Raw genomic sequence first — 17,504 nt, 5'->3', positions numbered from 1 at the left:
CTGAAAGATGCGCATGATCATTCGTCCGGCCTCCGTAAAGTACGGTTCCTGAATGTATGAGCGCCTCTGGTTCTATGACCATATCATTTTGTTGCGGGTGTGTCTGCTTTGGGCTCGAAGGAGACACTCGCTGCACTCGGCGTGAACGACTACTATGCGGACAAAGCTGCCGTTCGGAGTTACCGAATAGATGTCAGCTTTCGAGGGTCAGTGATCCCGGCCACATAGGTCATGGTCTGCGAGCGAGGCCAAGACATAACAGTCCTCTGCCACGCCGCGACCATCACATCCTTGAGCAATACGCTTCAGTTCGTTCTCAAGCGCTTTGAGTCGTTTGATCTTGGCTCGCACTTCGGACAACTGACCTTCGGCGATCTCGGTGGCGGCTTCGCATGATCGGTCTGGATGGTTTTGCAACTCGATCAGAGATGAGATCGCGTCGATGGAGAAGCCAAGATCACGCGCATGACGGATGAAGCTCAGGCGTTCCAGACCATCGTTTGTGTAACGCCTCTGGTTGCCTGCTGTACGTTCCGGTGGAGCCAGGAGACCCATTTCTTCATAGTAGCGGATGGTAGGCACTTTGACCTTCGTCCGCTTCGAAAGCTCTCCAATTGAGAACATGCGAAAACCCTCTTGAACCTCTAGTCACTAGAGAGACTACATTAGAACCGAGGCGATTCTGAAGAGGTTTCAAAAATGGCAGGATGCTGCGGTAGCGACGTGAAGTTTGACGGGATGTCGAACGAATACAAACGCCGGTTATGGATCGTCATCGCGCTGAATGCGACAATGTTCGTGGTCGAGATGACCGCCGGACACTATGCAAAGTCTCAGGCACTTCAAGCAGACGCGTTAGACTTCCTTGGGGACGCGCTCACCTATGGTATTTCCCTCGCCGTGATCGGTGCTTCTGTTCGCGCTCGAACGAACGCAGCCTTGGCGAAGGGGATCAGCCTCTTCCTGATGGGCGCGTGGGTGTTTGGTTCGACCGTCTATCGGGTGTTCTACGTGGGTGTTCCAGAGGCCGAAATCATGGGGATCATCGGTGCGCTGGCTCTCGCAACAAACCTTGCGAGCGTACTCTTGCTTGTCAGCTACAAGGATGGAGACGCCAACGTGCGGTCGGTTTGGCTATGCTCGCGGAACGACGCCATCGGCAATGTGGCCGTGATGATTGCCGCTTTGGGTGTCTGGGGCACCGCAACGGGCTGGCCTGACCTCATTGTCGCTGCGATCATGGCGAGCCTATTCTTGTCATCTTCGTACCAAATTGTCCGACAGGCACTTGAGGAACGGCGCGAGGACGCCGCGCACGAGCATGGAGCAGCCCGGACAAGCTGACATTCGCTGCGGGGAGCACACCGGGTAGGTATAGGCTCAAAGCGGTAGTTCGCTACGCTTTGCTTGAATGACCGCTCTGCAGGCAAAGTCACCATTCAATCAAAGGTCGGGTTTATGAATTCCGGAAGCGATGCGCGCGCGCTCGTAAAGACGTGAAAGAAGTGCTCCTAAAAGGTTGAGCCATATCATCGGAATTAAAACGACAAGGCCATGACCCTTTGTAAAACCTGGATTGCGTAGCTTAAAAAACTGAACGTCTGATAGATCAAGCCGTTCATTGAGACGTTTTTCTTGCGGTGTTTCAATAGTGACCCATCCGACGTCGCGCACAAACGGGTCTTCTGGACGAACTGCCGGATCAGAGAAGCTTTCTATTAGCTGGCGAGCGATTTCCTGAATATCGCCGGGCGACTTAACATCCGGGTGCGGGAAAATTTGCCGAAAGTACTTGCAGAACAGGTGATAGCTCGACGTGTGAACGAGTGTGCCGAGATAGTACACTGGGGTGAATGGATGGCTTAGTTTTTCAGTTAAAGCACGCACGATCCCGAAGCCGTAAGTTGCGCCGCGTCCGCGAAACCTTGGTGCCAACCCAGCCTCTGCCCGCAATACTATGACGCTGCGCCCATGCAGTTGGCGTCGATAGCGGTGAACTGCACAATAACCAATAACACTTTGGTCTGCCGCGCAGTAAAGCTGGATGGATGTTGCTTCTGCCGGCGGTTCTATGACGTGCTGATGAAACTCTTCGGCGGAAACACCCGCAAAGATCTTTTGGTGTACTGAATACAGTTTGTTCGACAGAGCTCGCCGCTCGCAGGCCGATAGTTCTGCTGGCACAACAATCCTGCCTCGGAAAATCCTAGGTTCTTTTCCGGTATGGCGTTCCGTCTCCATTTCGACCGATTGTAGTGCGAGGATGTGGAGATGTCTCTGCTGGGCTCAGAGCAATCGTCCGCTGCGTTCTGTCTGAGTGACCGCTTTGCAGGGCGAAGCGATCATTTTTTCTCCTGCGGCAAATTCTAGAGATTTAGCCGTGAACGAAGTGTATGCTCGCAAAGTGACGGCGCCAGTCAGCCACTTCGGCGGCGATATCGTCGCCCTTCAATCCGCGCGAAATTAAAGAAGCCAGTCTGTCGGCGTGATCAGGCGTCATGCCCCATCTCACCAACTCGGGCGTACCGATGCGCAGACCATTCATGTCACCTTCGATTTCCGTCACCGGCAGGCCAATACCGCAAGCCAGAAACCCAGCTTTGCGCAGGGTCTTGGATGCAGCCTGTCCACCGCCAAAGCGTTCTGCCAGAACGGCGAACTGGTGAGAGGCGGTGAAACCCTCGCGTCCGGCAAAAACTGGAACACCTTGCGCATCGAGGCCCTGGGCCATTGCGCGGGACATTGCGATCATCTCGGCAGCGTAGTCCTTTCCGTAGTCGCGCCAATCAAGCATTGTCACAGCAAGCGCAGCTGACTTAGCGGCGTCGAAGTTCGCCGTCATGCCTGGGAATGCAATGGCATCCAAATCCTTTGCAATCTCCGCATCGTTTGTGACAATCAGTCCCCCAGCAGGACCGCCGAGGCTTTTGTACGTACTCATTGTCATGAAGTGTGCGCCCTCGGCCAAGGGGTTGCGCCAGGCTCTTCCCGCGATAATCCCGCATTGGTGCGCGGCGTCGAACATCACCTTGGCACCGACTTCATCTGCAATGGCCCGTACTTCTTTGACCGGGTGCTCAAAAAGGTTGAGACTGCCGCCGATCGTTATCAATTTGGGGCGCTCCCTTCGCACAAGCGCGCGCAGCTGGTCGAGATCGACTGTGTAGCCATCGGCATCGGTTGGTGCATCTATTGTTCGCAAACCAAACAAACCGGCGCATCCTGAGATGTGATGTGTTACGTGCCCACCGATCGATGCCGGCGGCGCAATGATAGTATCGCCGGCTTGGCAGGTGGCCATGAAGCCATAGAGGTTCGCAATCGCGCCAGAAGGCACGCGGATTTCTGCGAACTTTGCGTCGAAAACCTCCGCGCAAAGCTCGGCTGAGATGACCTCGATCTCTTCGATGGCTTCAAGTCCCATCTCATATTTTTCGCCTGGGTATCCAAGCGACGGGCGCGAGCCAATTCCCGAAGACAGCAATGCTTCAGCTCTCGGGTTCATTACATTGGTTGCTGGATTTAGGTTGAAGCATTCTTGCTCGTGGATTTCCCGATTTCGGGTGGCTAAATGCTCAATCCGATCCAGCAGAGCGTTGGATGAGGTGCGAGACGTTTCGGTTGCGATCTTCTGGACTAGTGCTTCGCTGTCGGCCGGCACCCAGTTTCTCATTTCTATGGTCATCGCAATTCCCTCCTTGGCTGCACACAGATTGGACAGATCGGAATGACAACGCAAACCAGTTTTGTTATTTCTGGGCTTAGAAAAACTAAGGCTGAGATCTATGGCTGTCGCACCACGCCGCCCCAAAGGGCCGCCCCTCAATGCCCTGCGTGCCTTCGAGGCTGCGGCGAGGCTAGAAAGTTTCGTTTCCGCGGCCGAGGAGTTGGGCGTCACGGCCGGCGCGGTCTCACAGCATATCAAAGCCTTGGAAGGCTGGGCCGGAACTACCTTGTTTGAAAGAGGGGCTCACGGTGTTTCGCTATCCTCTTCTGGTCGCAAGCTAGCGGAAGAGTTCACAAATGCCTTTGATCTTCTCGCCGCGGCGACGCAAAGTTTGCGAACCCTAGCACCCAACCCTGAGATCCACATCGCCGCTTTGCCCTCAATTGCGCAGCTATGGTTACCAGCGCGATTGGGCAAGCTGCGCGAGAAGCGTCCCGACCTGAATGTCTCGGTGACAGCGATGGAGAGGCCTCCCAGCCTGTCGAGAGAACTATTTGATCTGTCAGTTTTCTTTTCCGTCCCGGCTGAAACACCGGATCAGATCGTGCTTGCGGAGGACGAAATCTTCCCCGTTTGTTCACCAAGGATAGCAGATGGTCTTGATCTGGAGACCGCGCAGTTGCTGCACGACCAGACGTGGCAAGAAGACTGGTCCATGTGGTCAGAGGCGACGGCGGTTTCAGTTGGTGATCCCCAAAGGGGGCCGAGGTATTCGTTATACGCCCTTGCGGTAGAAGAAGCGAAGTCCGGTGCGGGTGTGCTTATGGGACATAGCTGCCTGGTTGAGCAGGCGCTTCAGTCTGGGCAACTCAAGAAAGTTTCATCGGAAAGTATCGGAACGGGTCGGGTGTTGGCCCTCGAGCTTCCGCATAGATCGAGACGCCATCCTGCGATTGATGAGGTCGTTAGTCTACTTCGAGAGGAAGGACAGCACTTCAACGGATAAGAACTGCTGAGATGGCGAGTCTTTCTGCTTTAGACGCGGCGCAGTCAATCGCTCTACTTGGCGTGAACGGCTGCAACGCAGACAGTAAAGTTTTTGCATGCGGCAGGGGGAAAAGCCTTTCCTGCGGGTATCAGATTTCTAGGTTTTACGTTTCTGCGACTTCGCTAGCTTCGCATGGAATGGCGTCAGTCTCTGTTTACCGACTTTACCAGTCACCTATTGAGGTAACCCTGCCTTCAACCAACCTTCACGCCAGTTGTTTGCGGAGGCTGGAACAGTGAAGATTGGTATCTGGGTTTCCTGTGAAGCGGCAGTCAAGCCCGGGCGCAAAATCTGCAGGTCTTTAACCGCTTTGCGAGCGGCTTCTTCATCAGTCAGGTGCCCCAGAGAAGCGATCAGCATGAGATGACTCATGACGAAGCTGGATCGCACTGACAAAGCATCCCGACAAGCTCCAGCCGCTTCCTCATATCGCTCAAGCTGAAAGAGTGCGCTTGCCTGAGCAAGGTAGGCGGCGTGGCGCAACGGATCATGCGGGCTAAGGTCGACAGATTGAACCGCGTGTTTCAGAGCCTCCTCCGGCCTATCAAGCAGGCATAGGTTAATGGATGCCAGCATGTGAACTGTTGCAGCGTTTGGATTTTGCTTGAGCGCTTGTTTGAAAACGTCCCGCGCACGCGGCAGGTCTCGCGCGAGCATTGAGATGGAATGCGCCGCATACGCCATTGCGATCCCGTCTGCACGATCGCTCATGAGGACCCGTTCAGCGGCCTTGATAGCTTCCTTTGGTCCCTCACCAATAGGTTCAAGCCCTTGAACCATTCGTTGAATATGCAACCAAGCCAATAGCCCGGATGCGGACGTATAGTCTGGATCACGATCCAGTGCGAGTGTTGTGAGTTGTATGGCCTTGCGGTTGTCTTCGTCTGTCAAAAGATGGAAGTGCGATTGCGCCCGCAGGTACAGCTCGTAAGCTTCCAAATTGTCCGTTGGTTTCGCTCGTGCTCGGTTTGTTTCAGCGTGCCTCAGCGATGGCTCAATCGCTGTCACGACCTCAACGGTGACTTTGTCTTGAAGGTCAAAAATATCATCAAGCACGCCGTCAAATCGATCTGCCCAAAGATGGCTGCCGTTTTCTGCATCAATCAGCTGCCCTGTAATGCGGACGCGCTGACCTGCACGTCTGACCGAGCCCTCCAGAACATACCGTACCCCAAGAGTGCGCCCGACTTCCCGTATATCTGTGCTTCTACCTTTGAACGTGAATGACGAGTTTCGGGCCAACACCATCAGCCAGCGGAAACGAGACAGCTCTGTGATAATGTCCTCGGTAATGCCGTCTGCAAAAAACTCCTGTTCGGGGTCACCGGACATATTGTCGAACGGAAGCACGGCAATCCCGGGTCTGACATCTGTTGTTGTGGAAAGATTGGCCGAAGTGCCTTTGGGCCAGTGCCAAACACCAATTCGGCGTGTGATGTTCTTCAATTCTGTTTGCTCGCCGCCTTCGAAGTGAGATGCATCACCACGGTCCAAACTGTTGTGCGAGGTGTCCGACATCAAAACCTGATCCGGCTCGGCCAGTGCTTCGAGACGGGAGGCGACATTTATTCCGTCACCAAAAATGTCATCACCGTCCGTGACGACCTCGCCGGTATGAATGCCAATTCGAAGTTTGATACCGTCCGGTTTCTGAGCTGACTGTATTGCGATCGCGCAATCTGCGGCATCTGATGTGGATTTGAACTCGGCAATCCAACCATCGCCCATGCTTTTGATCAGCGTTCCATCATGGTCTTCCAGCAGACACTGAAGCGTTTCTTCACGGAATGATCTGAGCGCTGCAATCGTACCTTCCCGGTCGCGATCCATCAGTGCAGAGTAGCCAACGATATCAGCTGCAAGCACTGTGGTAAGCCTTCTGTCCATTCGTTAACCCCCGTTTCTAGGAACTTAACGCGACACTCAGGTTCTGTCAGCCCGACAAGGTCACCATTGAGCTAACCGCTGTCTTCCAAGCTTTTTTGATTAACGTCGGCTTTCGGGCCATTTGTAGACGCTGATTACCCCGCCTCTCGGTTGCGGGCTTCATCTCGTCGACCGATAAAAAGAGGCGCGCTTGATTACAAGCGCGCCCCAGTTCAACTGGGAGGAGGAAAATTCGCGTTCTCAAGTACACCAACGCTAGTTACTTAATGCGCTAGTTATCGATGGATCTACGAAGGAGTGCAGTGAAGTTGGTCACGCAAGACGCAAATTGCGGTAGCGCAGGTCCCCGCTGGTTGGGCGCTGCTAGTTGCAAGCTGATTGACCAGCATACATCCCTAGTCCAGCTCCTGCTGCTGTTGCTAGCGTCTTACCTGTTCCACCACCAAACCGATTTCCAACTACCCCGCCAAGGGCAGCGCCGCCAAGGACACCCGCCGCGCAGCGTGCGTCATGCTGTGCTTGGGCCTGCGTTGGCGTTGTTGGCGCTCCGCAAGCAGCCACGAGTAGAGAGCCGCCGAGCGCGCAAGCTATCAGTGTTTTCTTCATCTAGATTGCCTCTCAAACTTTCGAATTGGTTGTCTGAGTAGGTGGCTCCTAGCCGTCTATTGTACAAGGCTTCAGCGCCTTTGGGATTTGAGGTTAACTAAATCTTAATAATGAGAACCTGGGGTCTAAGGTTTCGCCTTGGCTTAACGACCACCTGAAAAACCTGAGATCCGGCCCTACCATTTCAAAAAGTTGAAAAATGATCCTGAGCGCCCATGGTTCACACTAAAAAGCGCGAAGCTCCAACAACGAGAAATCGGGGGACAAATCAGGGGATGTGAACCGTATTTCTTGATTAATTATTAATTATAAGTGAGATGTAAGTTTAAATGGTGCCCCCACACGGACTCGAACCGCGGACCTACTGATTACAAATCAGTTGCTCTACCAGCTGAGCTATAGGGGCACTTTTTCAACTTGGTCCTTCAGTGCAAAGCCAGATCTTTTTGTTCAGATCAAGCCACGAAAGGCTAAGTTTCAAAAGTTAGGGCGCTACCTTGAACATTTTGGTCTATGTTCGTTGGGCAACGGCCAACTGGATGAGCAGGCGTATATGGCAAAATTTTTTGGCCCGCAACCCGCTAATTTACTCAGTTTGCAACGTTGTTCATACACTCCGATTTTAACTGGAGGCAGCCAATGGAACCGTTGGCATCCTTCCGTCGTAGCTTGATCGCATCGGCTCGAAAAATATAGGCGTTCGCCAAAAAACGGATGCTTGGCTCAAAGCGCCAACACGAGGTTCGCAATTGCCGCAACGAGGATAGCTGTGAAGGTCAGGACCATCCCGATCTGGCGCAGAATCACGATCTGCGGGCTGCGGCCAAAGCCGTAGGCGTGCGACAAGCGACCGCTCAGCAGACAGAGCCCCAACAGGTTCAGCATCAGCGCCCCGGCACCCTGAAGCTCGACCATGGTGATCAGCAGAAGGGCAAAGGGCGTGTATTCGATGAAGTTGGAGTGCGTCCGGATCACCTTGAGCATGTCCGGCTTGCCACCATCGCCATAGGAGACCTTGTCACTGCGGCGCTGGCTGATGACCAGGAAGCTCAGAACAATGTAAAGGATCGCCAGCAACGAGGCGTAGATTGGGGTGATGGACAGCATCGTGTTCCTCCTGAGTAGAAAAAGGCCGCCCGGTTCCCCGAGCGGCCCTTGTGCTTTTGAAAAATAAACTGGTTATTCCAGTTCGACCAGCAGGTCCTTTGCGTCAATCTGGCCGCCGGGCTGGACATGGACAGCAGAGACCACGGCGTCGCGTTCGGCGTGGATGCCGGTTTCCATCTTCATCGCCTCGATGGTCAGCAGAAGATCGCCTTCTTTGACCTCTTGGCCTGCGGTGACAGCAACGGTCGCGACAACACCCGGCATCGGCGCGCCGATGTGGTTGGCGTTGCCGGCCTCGGCCTTCGGGCGGGCCTGTGTGGAGGCTGTCACAAGGCGGTTGGGCACCCGAATGACGCGGGGCTGGCCGTTGAGTTCGAAGAACACTTTGACCTCGCCTTTCTCGTCGGTCTCACCGATGGCCTGACAGCGGATTTCCAGCGTCTTGCCTGGATCAATCTCGGCCGTGATCTCTTCGCCCGGCTCCATGCCATAGAAGAAGGTGCGGGTCGGCAGGGTGCGCACCGGACCATACGTGCGGTGACGGCCCATATAGTCGAGGAACACCTTCGGATACATAAGGTAGCCGTTCAGATCCTCGTCATCGACCTCTTTGCCGTCCAGTTGCTTGGAAAGGTCGGCGCGGGTGGCCTCCAGATCGACGGCGGGTACGTTTTTGCCTGGACGCTCGGTATTGGGGGCCTCATCCTTGAGGACCTTATGAAGGATCGCAGGCGGGAAACCACCGGGAGGCTGGCCCAGGTTTCCGCGCATCATGTCCACAACTGAATCGGGGAACGCCACATCGGTTGTTGGGCTTTCCACTTCTTCGCGTGTCAGGCCCTGGCTGACCATCATCAGCGCCATGTCACCGACAACCTTGGACGACGGCGTCACCTTCACGATGTCACCAAACATCTGGTTCACGTCAGCATAGGTCTGGGCGACCTCATGCCAGCGCTCTTCCAGCCCCAGAGAACGGGCTTGCGCCTTGAGGTTGGTGAACTGACCGCCTGGCATCTCGTGCAGATACACCTCAGAAGCCGGAGCCTGCAGGCTGGATTCAAAGGCCGCGTACTGGCCACGCACGGCTTCGAAGTAGTCGCTGATCTCACGGATCGATTTGATGTCCAGGCCGGTATCCCGCTCAGTATGGCGCAGCGCTTCGACCACAGTGCCCAGCGTGGCCTGAGACGTGTTGCCTGAGAAGCTGTCCATTGCGCAATCTACCGCGTCGACGCCGGCCTCAGACGCCGCCAAAATGGTGGCGCTGGCGATGCCTGCGGTGTCATGCGTGTGGAAGTGGATCGGCAGGCCGACCTCTTCCTTCAAGGCGCGGATCAGGATCTTGGCCGAGGCTGGTTTCAATAGACCTGCCATGTCTTTCAGGCCAAGAATATGCGCCCCTGCATCGCGCAGCTCTTTCGCCATGCCGACATAGTATTTCAGATCGTATTTCGAGCGATCCGGGTCCAGAATATCGCCAGTATAGCAAACAGTGCCTTCACAGATCTTGCCGCTTTCAACGACCGCATCCATCGCAACGCGCATGTTTTCAACCCAGTTGAGCGAGTCGAACACGCGGAACACGTCGATCCCTTGCGAGGCCTGACGCACGAACTCCTGCACCACATTGTCTGGGTAGTTGGTATAGCCGACACCGTTTGCGCCGCGCAGCAGCATCTGTGTCATCAGGTTCGGCATCCCCTCGCGCAGGTCACGCAGGCGCTGCCACGGGCATTCCTGCAGGAAGCGATAGGCCACGTCGAACGTCGCGCCGCCCCAACATTCCACCGAGAACAGCTGCGGCAGGTTTGCGGCATAGCTGGGCGCAACCTTGATCATATCGATCGAGCGCATCCGTGTCGCCAGCAGCGATTGGTGACCATCCCGCATCGTGGTGTCGGTGATAAGCAACTGGCGCTGGGCTTTCATCCAGTCGGCCACGGCCTGTGGGCCCTTTTGCTCCAGCAGGTTGCGTGTCCCCACCTGAGGTTCGGCTTTCTGGGCAGGGGCTTTTGCTTCTTTCAAATCAGCACGCGGCTCGGGGCGATCCTTGGTTTCGGGATGGCCGTTGACGGTGATGTCCGCGATATAGGTCAGAACCTTGGTGCCCCGGTCACGGCGCTTTTTGAAGGCGAACAGGTCTGGCGTCTCGTCGATGAACTTGGTGGTGTATTCATTCGACAGGAAGGTCGGGTGCTTCAGCAGGTTTTCCACGAATGCGATGTTGGTGGAAACGCCGCGCACGCGGAATTCACGCAGGGCGCGATCCATCCGGGCAATCGCCTTTTCGGGAGTCGGTGCCCAAGCGGTGACCTTGGTCAGCAGCGAGTCATAGTAGCGCGTGATTACGCCGCCCGCATAAGCAGTGCCGCCGTCCAGACGGATGCCCATACCTGTGGCCGAGCGATAGGCGGTGATGCGGCCATAGTCCGGGATGAAATTGTTCAGCGGATCTTCGGTGGTCACACGGGTCTGCAGCGCGTGGCCGTTCAGGCGGATCTCATCTTGGTTGGCTTTGCCAGTGGCCTCGGCCAGCGTCTTACCTTCAGCGATCAGGATCTGAGCCTGCACGATGTCGATGCCGGTGACTTCTTCGGTGACGGTGTGCTCCACCTGAACGCGAGGGTTCACTTCGATGAAGTAGAACTTGCCGGTGTTCATATCCATCAGGAATTCGACGGTGCCTGCGCATTCATAGTTCACATGGGCGCAGATGCGGCGGCCCAGTTCGCAAATCTCGGCGCGTTGTTCTTCGGTCAGATACGGGGCAGGGGCGCGTTCAACGACCTTCTGGTTCCGGCGCTGGACCGAGCAGTCGCGCTCATACAGGTGGTAGATCTCACCATGCTTGTCACCAAGGATCTGAACCTCGACGTGACGGGCACGGGTGATCATCTTTTCCAGATAGCCTTCGCCGTTGCCAAATGCGGCCTCGGCCTCGCGGCGGCCTTCCAGAACTTTCTCTTCCAGCTCATCCTCGGACAGGATCGGGCGCATGCCGCGTCCACCGCCGCCCCAGCTGGCCTTCAGCATCAATGGGTAGCCGATCTCGGCCGCCTCTTTCTTGATCGCGGCCATGTCATCGCCCAGAACTTCGGTGGCGGGAATAACCGGCACGTCAGCGGCGATGGCAACCTTGCGGGCACTGGCCTTATCGCCCAAGGCGCGCATGGTTTCAGCCTTGGGGCCGATGAAGGTGATGCCGTTCTGAACACAGGCATCCACAAAGTCCGGGTTCTCGGACAGGAGGCCGTAACCGGGGTGGATCGCGTCCGCACCCGATTCCTTGGCAACGCGGATGATCTCGTCAATCGACAGATATGCCGCGACAGGGCCAAGACCTTCGCCAATGCGATAGGCTTCGTCCGCCTTGAAGCGGTGCAGGCCTAACTTGTCTTCTTCGGCAAAGACCGCAACGGTGCGTTTACCCATCTCGTTGGCTGCGCGCATCACGCGAATGGCAATCTCGCCGCGATTGGCGATCAGGATCTTCTTGAAATCGGTCATTTTGGGTCCCGGTCTTGGTGTTTCGGCCGTGTTCATAGGCGGAGAATACGCGCAGGTGTATCAGTGGTTCTGGGTATAACCGGCATGTTAACGCTCGCAAACGGCCATTGTTCGCGCGTTTCTTGTAGCGTTGCTGCGCCGCAGCATCAATCTTCGTGATGAATCGTCATGATTTGCGTCAGGTCGGCAAGGCCCATCTGCCCCATATTTGCGAGCATATCCTGCCTTAACAGGTCAATCACATGAGCTGGTCCTTTGGGGCCAAGTGCCGCCAGCCCATATAAAAAGGCCCGTCCAAGCATGACGAAATCGGCCCCTTTGGACAAAGCGCGAAGGATGTCCAACCCGCCTTCGATGCCGCTGTCGAAGATCAGAGGCAAGCTGGTGGCGCTGCGAATCTCCGGTAGAACTTCGATGCTGGCGGGCGCACCGTCAAATTGACGGCCTCCGTGGTTCGAAACCCAAAGCGCGTCCACCCCGGCTCGTTCAAGCATTTCGGCATCGTCTGGGCGCATGATTCCCTTGACTACGAAGGACCCATCCCACTGATCGCGCAACCGTTTGACGTATTCCATGTCCGGTGACGTGCGCAGCAAGTATCCGACATGGGCCGTGAGCGGCATCGATTTTGTGTTGTCGATGTACTTGTCCAACGTGCGCATTTTGGGCATGCCCTGTCGCAGCATCCCAAACGCCCAAGCGGGGCGCCGCGCGACTTGGGCCAGCAATCTCGGCGTCAGCCTTGGCGGATGGGTCAGCCCTGAGCGTGTCTGACGCTCTCTGCGGGACGCGACAGGAACATCTGCTGTCAGGACTAAAGTTTTAAATCCTGCCTGTCGGGCGCGGGCCAGAAAATCTGCTCGAATCTCGGGATCCCTAGGCGGGTAAAGCTGGAACCAGGCGTTTTCACCCAGATGAGGGGCCAGATCCTCCGGGGATTGGCTGGCCACCGTTGACAATGTGTAGGGCAGAGAGGCCTGCGCAGCCGCACGCGCCAAAATGCCTTCTGCGTCCGGCCAGATCAGACCGGACATGCCGATCGGCGCGATTCCGAAAGGAAGTGGGCAGTCCTGCCCCAGAAAGCGTTTGCTGGTGTCGTATTCCAGTTCACCTTTCAGAATCGCGGGGAGTAGCCGCACCGAGTCCAGTGCCGTTCGGTTTCGAAGCATGGCCGTTTCGGTCCCTGTTCCGCTTTCGGTATACTCCCAAACAAAATGCGGAAGCCGTCGTCGGGCGCGGCGTTTCAGGTCGGCGATGCCGGGATAGGTGCTGTGCAGGTCCATGGCGTTTGATCCAACCTGCGCTGCGATTCGGCAAGGGGATCACGCCGCATCAGGCTTTGGTTTGAGTGGTTTTGGTCCCGGACGTTCAGCCGCCGAGTCGCTATGACCACTTGCAACGCGCACCTGGTTTCGGCCGTTATCCTTGGCTGAATAGAGGGCATCATCGGCCGCTCGCATCAAGTCTTGCGGCATCGTCCCATGTGCAGGGTAATGCGCTACTCCGACCGAGATCGTGATCCGCGGCAGGGACTTGTCGCCATATCTGACCGACACGGCCTCGACAGCTTGACGCAGGGTATCAGCCCGCGTCACGGCATCATCCGGTGTGTTGTCGGGGAGAATCAGCATGAATTCCTCGCCACCGATACGGCAGGCGATCTCATCGCGGTCGCAGCCTTGTTCCAAGGCGGCGCCCACGGCACGCAGAACCATATCACCCGCATCATGCCCATGTGTGTCGTTGAATTTCTTGAAATGATCCACATCCACCGCGATCAAGCTGAGCGGCGCACCGGTCTGCTGGCTGCGGCTGATTCCCCGGCGGAGGCTGTCGGTCATGTGGCGTCGATTGAACAATCCTGTCAGAGGATCGCGTACGGATTGGTCATGTAACTGATCGCGCATCCGCACATTGGCAATCGCCATGCTGATCTGTTCCGCGCAGAGCTGCGCCAGTTTCTTGCTGGCGTGAAAGGCCTCACACTTCCCCTCGTGCGCGCGCAGGTGCAAAAGGCCGACCGTTTCGCCATGAGCGAGAATTGGAAAACAGAAATAGGCCCGCCCGTCATGGGGTTCGGCATGCTCGCAGACAAAATCAATCTCGGAGGCGCCGAATTCATAGGTTCGCCCACGGCGCAGGCCCCAACAACCCTCGGGGTGGATATGCGCCTTGTGGGTGCCGCCATTCCAGCTGGCGCACCCGTCCAGGACATCGCGCGAGTTGGAATAGACATAAACGCTGCCCTCAGCCTCGGGCAGGATATGCGTCATGAATCTTGAGACCATGTCGAACAGCTCGTCCAGCGAGCGGCTGGATTGCAGCCATTCATTCAACTCGCCTAGCAGCCGCACTTCGCGCGCGAGGCGCAGTTGGTCGTCCATCAGCTCTCGTTCTTTCTGCGCACGCACGCGCAGCACGCCCAACTGCCTGCGATTGTTGCGATGCACGATCAGGATCACTGCCGTCAAGGCCAGCAGGACCACCGCACTGATCGCAATCAGCGACATTCGAACCCGATCAATGAACAGGTTCCTCACATCCGTGATGTCGGAATAGAATTCAATCGCGCCGAGGAATTTTCCGCTTTGAATCACAGGCGTATATATTTCGGCCACGTGGCGGGTGTTGCTGTCCAGATTCTCCAACTGGTCGGCGTTTAGCGAGTCCACCTCGGCGATGGGCTTTTCCTCATGCTTGTAGAACAGGTTGCCCATGGCCACCACGTCCTTGAAATACGGTTTGGTATTCACCGAGCCGACGTCGCCGTCCCGCGTGGACCAGAACACCTCACCCGAGGAATCGAACAGTTTGAAGCGGTAAATATCTGAGGTTTCGGGCAGCAAGCTTAGAAAAGCCTCATCATGTTGGCTGAGGATATGCCGTTCGAAGCTGGTTTTGACGTCAAAAAGCTGGCTTTCCACCTTCTTTTCCAAACGTAAGGCGTGATGGCGAAGATCCGATTCCAGCATGCGATCCACAAGCGGGGCAGGCAGCTTATATATGCCCCAACCTGCCAAAGCCGTCATAGCGATCAGCGTTGCCGTGCTGACAAAGACCTTTAGCTTGCCAATAAGGCGTGCTCTTGCCGTCTGTTCCATACCCGCATTCTCCCACAAAGTGCGGAGTAGCATCTGTGAGAGGTTTTGACAGAGTGTTAACTTCCTTGCATGTGGGGGCGTTAAAATGATTAAGATTTGTAAGACCCCGACGGAAAATTCGCGCGAACAAGGCGTGAACAAACCCTTTTCCTTTTGGCCCATCCAGCGTAGTTTGCCGATATGAGCAGTTTTGATGAAATGGACGCCTTTGAGGGCGCATCGCTATCGGCGCGCGCCATGGCCGCGCGACCTACGCCCTATCTGGACGGCCTCAATCCAGCGCAGCGCGAAGCGGTTGAGCAGCTAGACGGACCGGTGCTGATGCTTGCGGGCGCTGGAACAGGTAAGACCAAAGCTCTGACCACACGGATTGCGCATCTTCTGACCACTGCCAAGGCGCGTCCGAACGAGATTCTAGCTGTGACCTTTACCAACAAGGCCGCGCGCGAGATGAAAGAGCGGGTGGGCCGTCTTCTTGGCCAGCCCGCCGAAGGGATGCCATGGCTGGGAACCTTCCACGCGATCTGTGTCAAACTGCTGCGTCGCCACGCCGAGCTTGTCGATCTGAAGTCGAATTTCACCATTTTGGACAGTGACGATCAGTTGCGTTTGCTCAAGCAACTGGTGCGGGCTGCCAATATAGATGACAAGCGCTGGCCTGCACGGATGCTGGCCGGAATCATCGACGACTGGAAGAACCGCGCTTTGACGCCCGACAAAGTGCCGGTCGCGGATGCCGGTGCCTATAACAACAAGGGTGTAGAGCTATACGCCCAATACCAGACCCGCCTGCGCGAGTTGAATGCGGTGGATTTCGGTGATCTGCTTTTGCACATGATCACGATTTTCCAAACCCATCAGGACGTTTTGGAGCAATACCAGCGCTGGTTCCGCTACATCCTCGTGGATGAATATCAGGACACCAACGTCTCCCAGTACCTCTGGCTGCGTCTGCTGGCCGGAGGGCACAAGAACATCTGTTGCGTGGGCGATGACGACCAGTCGATCTATGGTTGGCGCGGTGCCGAGGTAGGCAACATCCTGCGGTTCGAAAAGGACTTTCCCGGCGCCTTCGTAGTGCGGTTGGAACAGAACTACCGCTCGACCCCACATATTCTGGCGGCGGCGTCGAATGTGATCCGTGGCAATGAAGGCCGTCTGGGCAAGGAGCTTTGGACCGATGCCGAGGACGGGGAAAAGGTTCGGCTGATCGGCCATTGGGATGGTGAGGAAGAGGCGCGCTGGATCGGGGAAGAGATCGACGCGATGCAGGGCGGCACGCGAGGTGTGCGTCCGATGAACCTCGACCAGATCGCTATACTGGTTCGCGCCTCACACCAGATGCGCGCGTTTGAGGATCGGTTTCTGACGATTGGTCTGCCTTACAAGGTGATTGGCGGCCCTCGTTTTTATGAGCGGATGGAGATTCGCGATGCCATGGCCTATTTCCGGCTGGTGGTCAGCCTCGAGGACGATCTGGCGTTCGAGCGGATCGTGAACACACCCAAACGCGGTCTTGGTGACAAGGCGCAACAGACGATTCAGGTTGTGGCGCGTCAGAACGGGGTATCTCTGGTCGAAGGGGCACGGATCGCAGTTGAGAGCCAGTTGATCAAGGGTAAGGGCGGTAAGGCGCTACGTGAATTGATCGACGGATTGGCGCGGTGGAATGCGCTGACGCGCGGGCCTCGGATCGAGGTCGATGACGACTCGGTCATCGACGATGGGGTGTCGCCCATTCGCTACGGCGCGCCGGAACACACGCATATCGAGCTGGCGCAGATCATCTTGGACGAATCCGGCTATACCGGGCATTGGCAAAACGACAAGACGCCCGAGGCACCGGGCCGGTTGGAAAACCTCAAGGAACTGGTGAATCAGCTGGACAATTTCGAGAACCTGCAAGGGTTTTTGGAGCATGTCAGTCTGGTGATGGACAATGAACAAGAGGGCGATGGAGCGAAGGTCTCGATCATGACGCTGCACGCGGCAAAGGGGTTGGAGTTTCCTGCCGTGTTCCTGCCGGGGTGGGAGGACGGTTTGTTCCCCTCGCAACGCTCCATGGACGAATCGGGCCTCAAGGGCCTCGAGGAAGAACGGCGTCTCGCATATGTGGGCATTACCCGCGCTGAGGAGGTCTGCACGATTTCTTTCGCAGCCAATCGACGGGTGTTCGGGCAATGGCAGAACGCGATGCCGTCGCGGTTCATCGACGAATTGCCTGAGGACCATGTGGAGGTTCTGACGCCTCCGGGGCTGTATGGCGGTGGGCAACCGGCCGCGACGATCGAAACCCGCGCGGCCGAGGCGAATGTATACAACTCTCCGGGCTGGAAGCGGATGCAGGCGCGGCAGGGCCAGTATGGAATTTCCCAGCCGAAAGAAAGTCGGAATACGGTGATTGATGCCACGGCAATTGCCAGCTTCACCTTGGGTGAGCGGGTGTTTCATCAGAAATTCGGCTACGGCGCGGTTACCGGCATCGAAGGGGATAAGGTCGAAGTCGATTTCGACAAAGCGGGCGTGAAAAAGGTTGTTTCCCGTTTCCTGACCGCGAAGGACGACGTTCCGTTCTGAG

12 protein-coding genes and 1 tRNA gene are annotated in these 17,504 nt (G+C 56.4%); 3 read left to right on the top strand and 10 right to left on the bottom strand.

Going from position 1 to position 17,504, the window contains the following annotated elements; genetic code table 11:
• Positions 1–207: 207 nt before the first annotated feature.
• Positions 208–624, bottom strand: a complete 417-nt coding sequence (locus ACR0IP_RS16140; RefSeq protein WP_170363786.1) for a MerR family transcriptional regulator — start codon at positions 622–624, stop codon at positions 208–210.
• A 75-nt stretch (positions 625–699) separates the two neighbouring features.
• Here ACR0IP_RS16140 and ACR0IP_RS16135 point away from each other — a divergent pair, with 75 nt between their 5' ends.
• Positions 700–1,344 carry a cation efflux transmembrane domain-containing protein gene (locus ACR0IP_RS16135; RefSeq protein WP_170363787.1) on the top strand — a complete coding sequence of 215 codons (645 nt, stop codon included), beginning with the start codon at positions 700–702 and terminating at the stop codon, positions 1,342–1,344.
• Between the two features lie 99 nt (positions 1,345–1,443).
• On the opposite strand, the gene ACR0IP_RS16130 is transcribed toward ACR0IP_RS16135, so the two are convergent.
• Both ACR0IP_RS16130 and ACR0IP_RS16125 read right to left on the bottom strand, forming a co-directional pair.
• Positions 1,444–2,184 (bottom strand): hypothetical protein, encoded by a 741-nt coding sequence (locus tag ACR0IP_RS16130; protein ID WP_480526671.1) that lies wholly within the window; start codon positions 2,182–2,184, stop codon positions 1,444–1,446.
• Positions 2,185–2,374: 190 nt separating this feature from the next.
• On the bottom strand, positions 2,375–3,685 hold the full coding sequence (locus ACR0IP_RS16125) for an aminotransferase class I/II-fold pyridoxal phosphate-dependent enzyme (RefSeq protein WP_480526669.1): 1,311 nt from the start codon (positions 3,683–3,685) through the stop codon (positions 2,375–2,377).
• Positions 3,686–3,785: 100 nt separating this feature from the next.
• Here ACR0IP_RS16125 and ACR0IP_RS16120 point away from each other — a divergent pair, with 100 nt between their 5' ends.
• Positions 3,786–4,673, top strand: coding sequence for a LysR family transcriptional regulator (locus tag ACR0IP_RS16120; RefSeq protein WP_480526667.1), 888 nt, complete (start codon positions 3,786–3,788; stop codon positions 4,671–4,673).
• Between the two features lie 216 nt (positions 4,674–4,889).
• On the opposite strand, the gene ACR0IP_RS16115 is transcribed toward ACR0IP_RS16120, so the two are convergent.
• The 7 genes from ACR0IP_RS16115 to ACR0IP_RS16085 all read right to left on the bottom strand — a co-directional run bounded on the left by ACR0IP_RS16115 (position 4,890) and on the right by ACR0IP_RS16085 (position 14,926).
• Positions 4,890–6,545, bottom strand: coding sequence for an adenylate/guanylate cyclase domain-containing protein (locus ACR0IP_RS16115; RefSeq protein ID WP_480526682.1), 1,656 nt, complete (start codon positions 6,543–6,545; stop codon positions 4,890–4,892).
• A gap of 420 nt (positions 6,546–6,965) precedes the next feature.
• Positions 6,966–7,208, bottom strand: coding sequence for a glycine zipper 2TM domain-containing protein (locus ACR0IP_RS16110; protein ID WP_170374962.1), 243 nt, complete (start codon positions 7,206–7,208; stop codon positions 6,966–6,968).
• Between the two features lie 330 nt (positions 7,209–7,538).
• Positions 7,539–7,614 (bottom strand) — tRNA-Thr (locus ACR0IP_RS16105).
• A 317-nt stretch (positions 7,615–7,931) separates the two neighbouring features.
• Positions 7,932–8,315, bottom strand: a complete 384-nt coding sequence (locus ACR0IP_RS16100; RefSeq protein ID WP_170691835.1) for an MAPEG family protein — start codon at positions 8,313–8,315, stop codon at positions 7,932–7,934.
• A gap of 72 nt (positions 8,316–8,387) precedes the next feature.
• The gene (locus ACR0IP_RS16095; protein WP_170691837.1) at positions 8,388–11,825 is read right to left on the bottom strand and encodes a pyruvate carboxylase; all 3,438 of its coding nucleotides are present in this window, start codon (positions 11,823–11,825) and stop codon (positions 8,388–8,390) included.
• 146 nt (positions 11,826–11,971) lie between these two features.
• On the bottom strand, positions 11,972–13,108 hold the full coding sequence (locus ACR0IP_RS16090; RefSeq protein ID WP_480526664.1) for an alpha-hydroxy acid oxidase: 1,137 nt from the start codon (positions 13,106–13,108) through the stop codon (positions 11,972–11,974).
• Positions 13,109–13,147: 39 nt separating this feature from the next.
• Positions 13,148–14,926 (bottom strand): sensor domain-containing diguanylate cyclase, encoded by a 1,779-nt coding sequence (locus ACR0IP_RS16085; protein ID WP_480526662.1) that lies wholly within the window; start codon positions 14,924–14,926, stop codon positions 13,148–13,150.
• A gap of 180 nt (positions 14,927–15,106) precedes the next feature.
• Here ACR0IP_RS16085 and ACR0IP_RS16080 point away from each other — a divergent pair, with 180 nt between their 5' ends.
• Entirely contained in the window at positions 15,107–17,503 is a 2,397-nt protein-coding gene (locus ACR0IP_RS16080) for an ATP-dependent helicase (protein WP_480526660.1), read from the top strand.
• Position 17,504 lies beyond the last annotated feature (1 nt).

It is taken from the genome of Ruegeria sp. AL11, assembly GCF_056540865.1.
This window is presented reverse-complemented; position numbering and strand designations above follow the sequence as displayed.

Coding starts and splice junctions, on each gene's coding strand:
- ACR0IP_RS16140 (WP_170363786.1), bottom strand. CDS start 624: ATGTTCTCAATTGGAGAGCTTTCGAAGCGGACGAAGGTCAAAGTGCCT.
- ACR0IP_RS16100 (WP_170691835.1), bottom strand. CDS start 8,315: ATGCTGTCCATCACCCCAATCTACGCCTCGTTGCTGGCGATCCTTTAC.
- ACR0IP_RS16115 (WP_480526682.1), bottom strand. CDS start 6,545: ATGGATCGCGACCGGGAAGGTACGATTGCAGCGCTCAGATCATTCCGT.
- ACR0IP_RS16085 (WP_480526662.1), bottom strand. CDS start 14,926: ATGGAACAGACGGCAAGAGCACGCCTTATTGGCAAGCTAAAGGTCTTT.
- ACR0IP_RS16090 (WP_480526664.1), bottom strand. CDS start 13,108: ATGGACCTGCACAGCACCTATCCCGGCATCGCCGACCTGAAACGCCGC.
- ACR0IP_RS16120 (WP_480526667.1), top strand. CDS start 3,786: ATGGCTGTCGCACCACGCCGCCCCAAAGGGCCGCCCCTCAATGCCCTG.
- ACR0IP_RS16135 (WP_170363787.1), top strand. CDS start 700: ATGGCAGGATGCTGCGGTAGCGACGTGAAGTTTGACGGGATGTCGAAC.
- ACR0IP_RS16110 (WP_170374962.1), bottom strand. CDS start 7,208: ATGAAGAAAACACTGATAGCTTGCGCGCTCGGCGGCTCTCTACTCGTG.
- ACR0IP_RS16080 (WP_480526660.1), top strand. CDS start 15,107: ATGAGCAGTTTTGATGAAATGGACGCCTTTGAGGGCGCATCGCTATCG.
- ACR0IP_RS16095 (WP_170691837.1), bottom strand. CDS start 11,825: ATGACCGATTTCAAGAAGATCCTGATCGCCAATCGCGGCGAGATTGCC.
- ACR0IP_RS16125 (WP_480526669.1), bottom strand. CDS start 3,685: ATGACCATAGAAATGAGAAACTGGGTGCCGGCCGACAGCGAAGCACTA.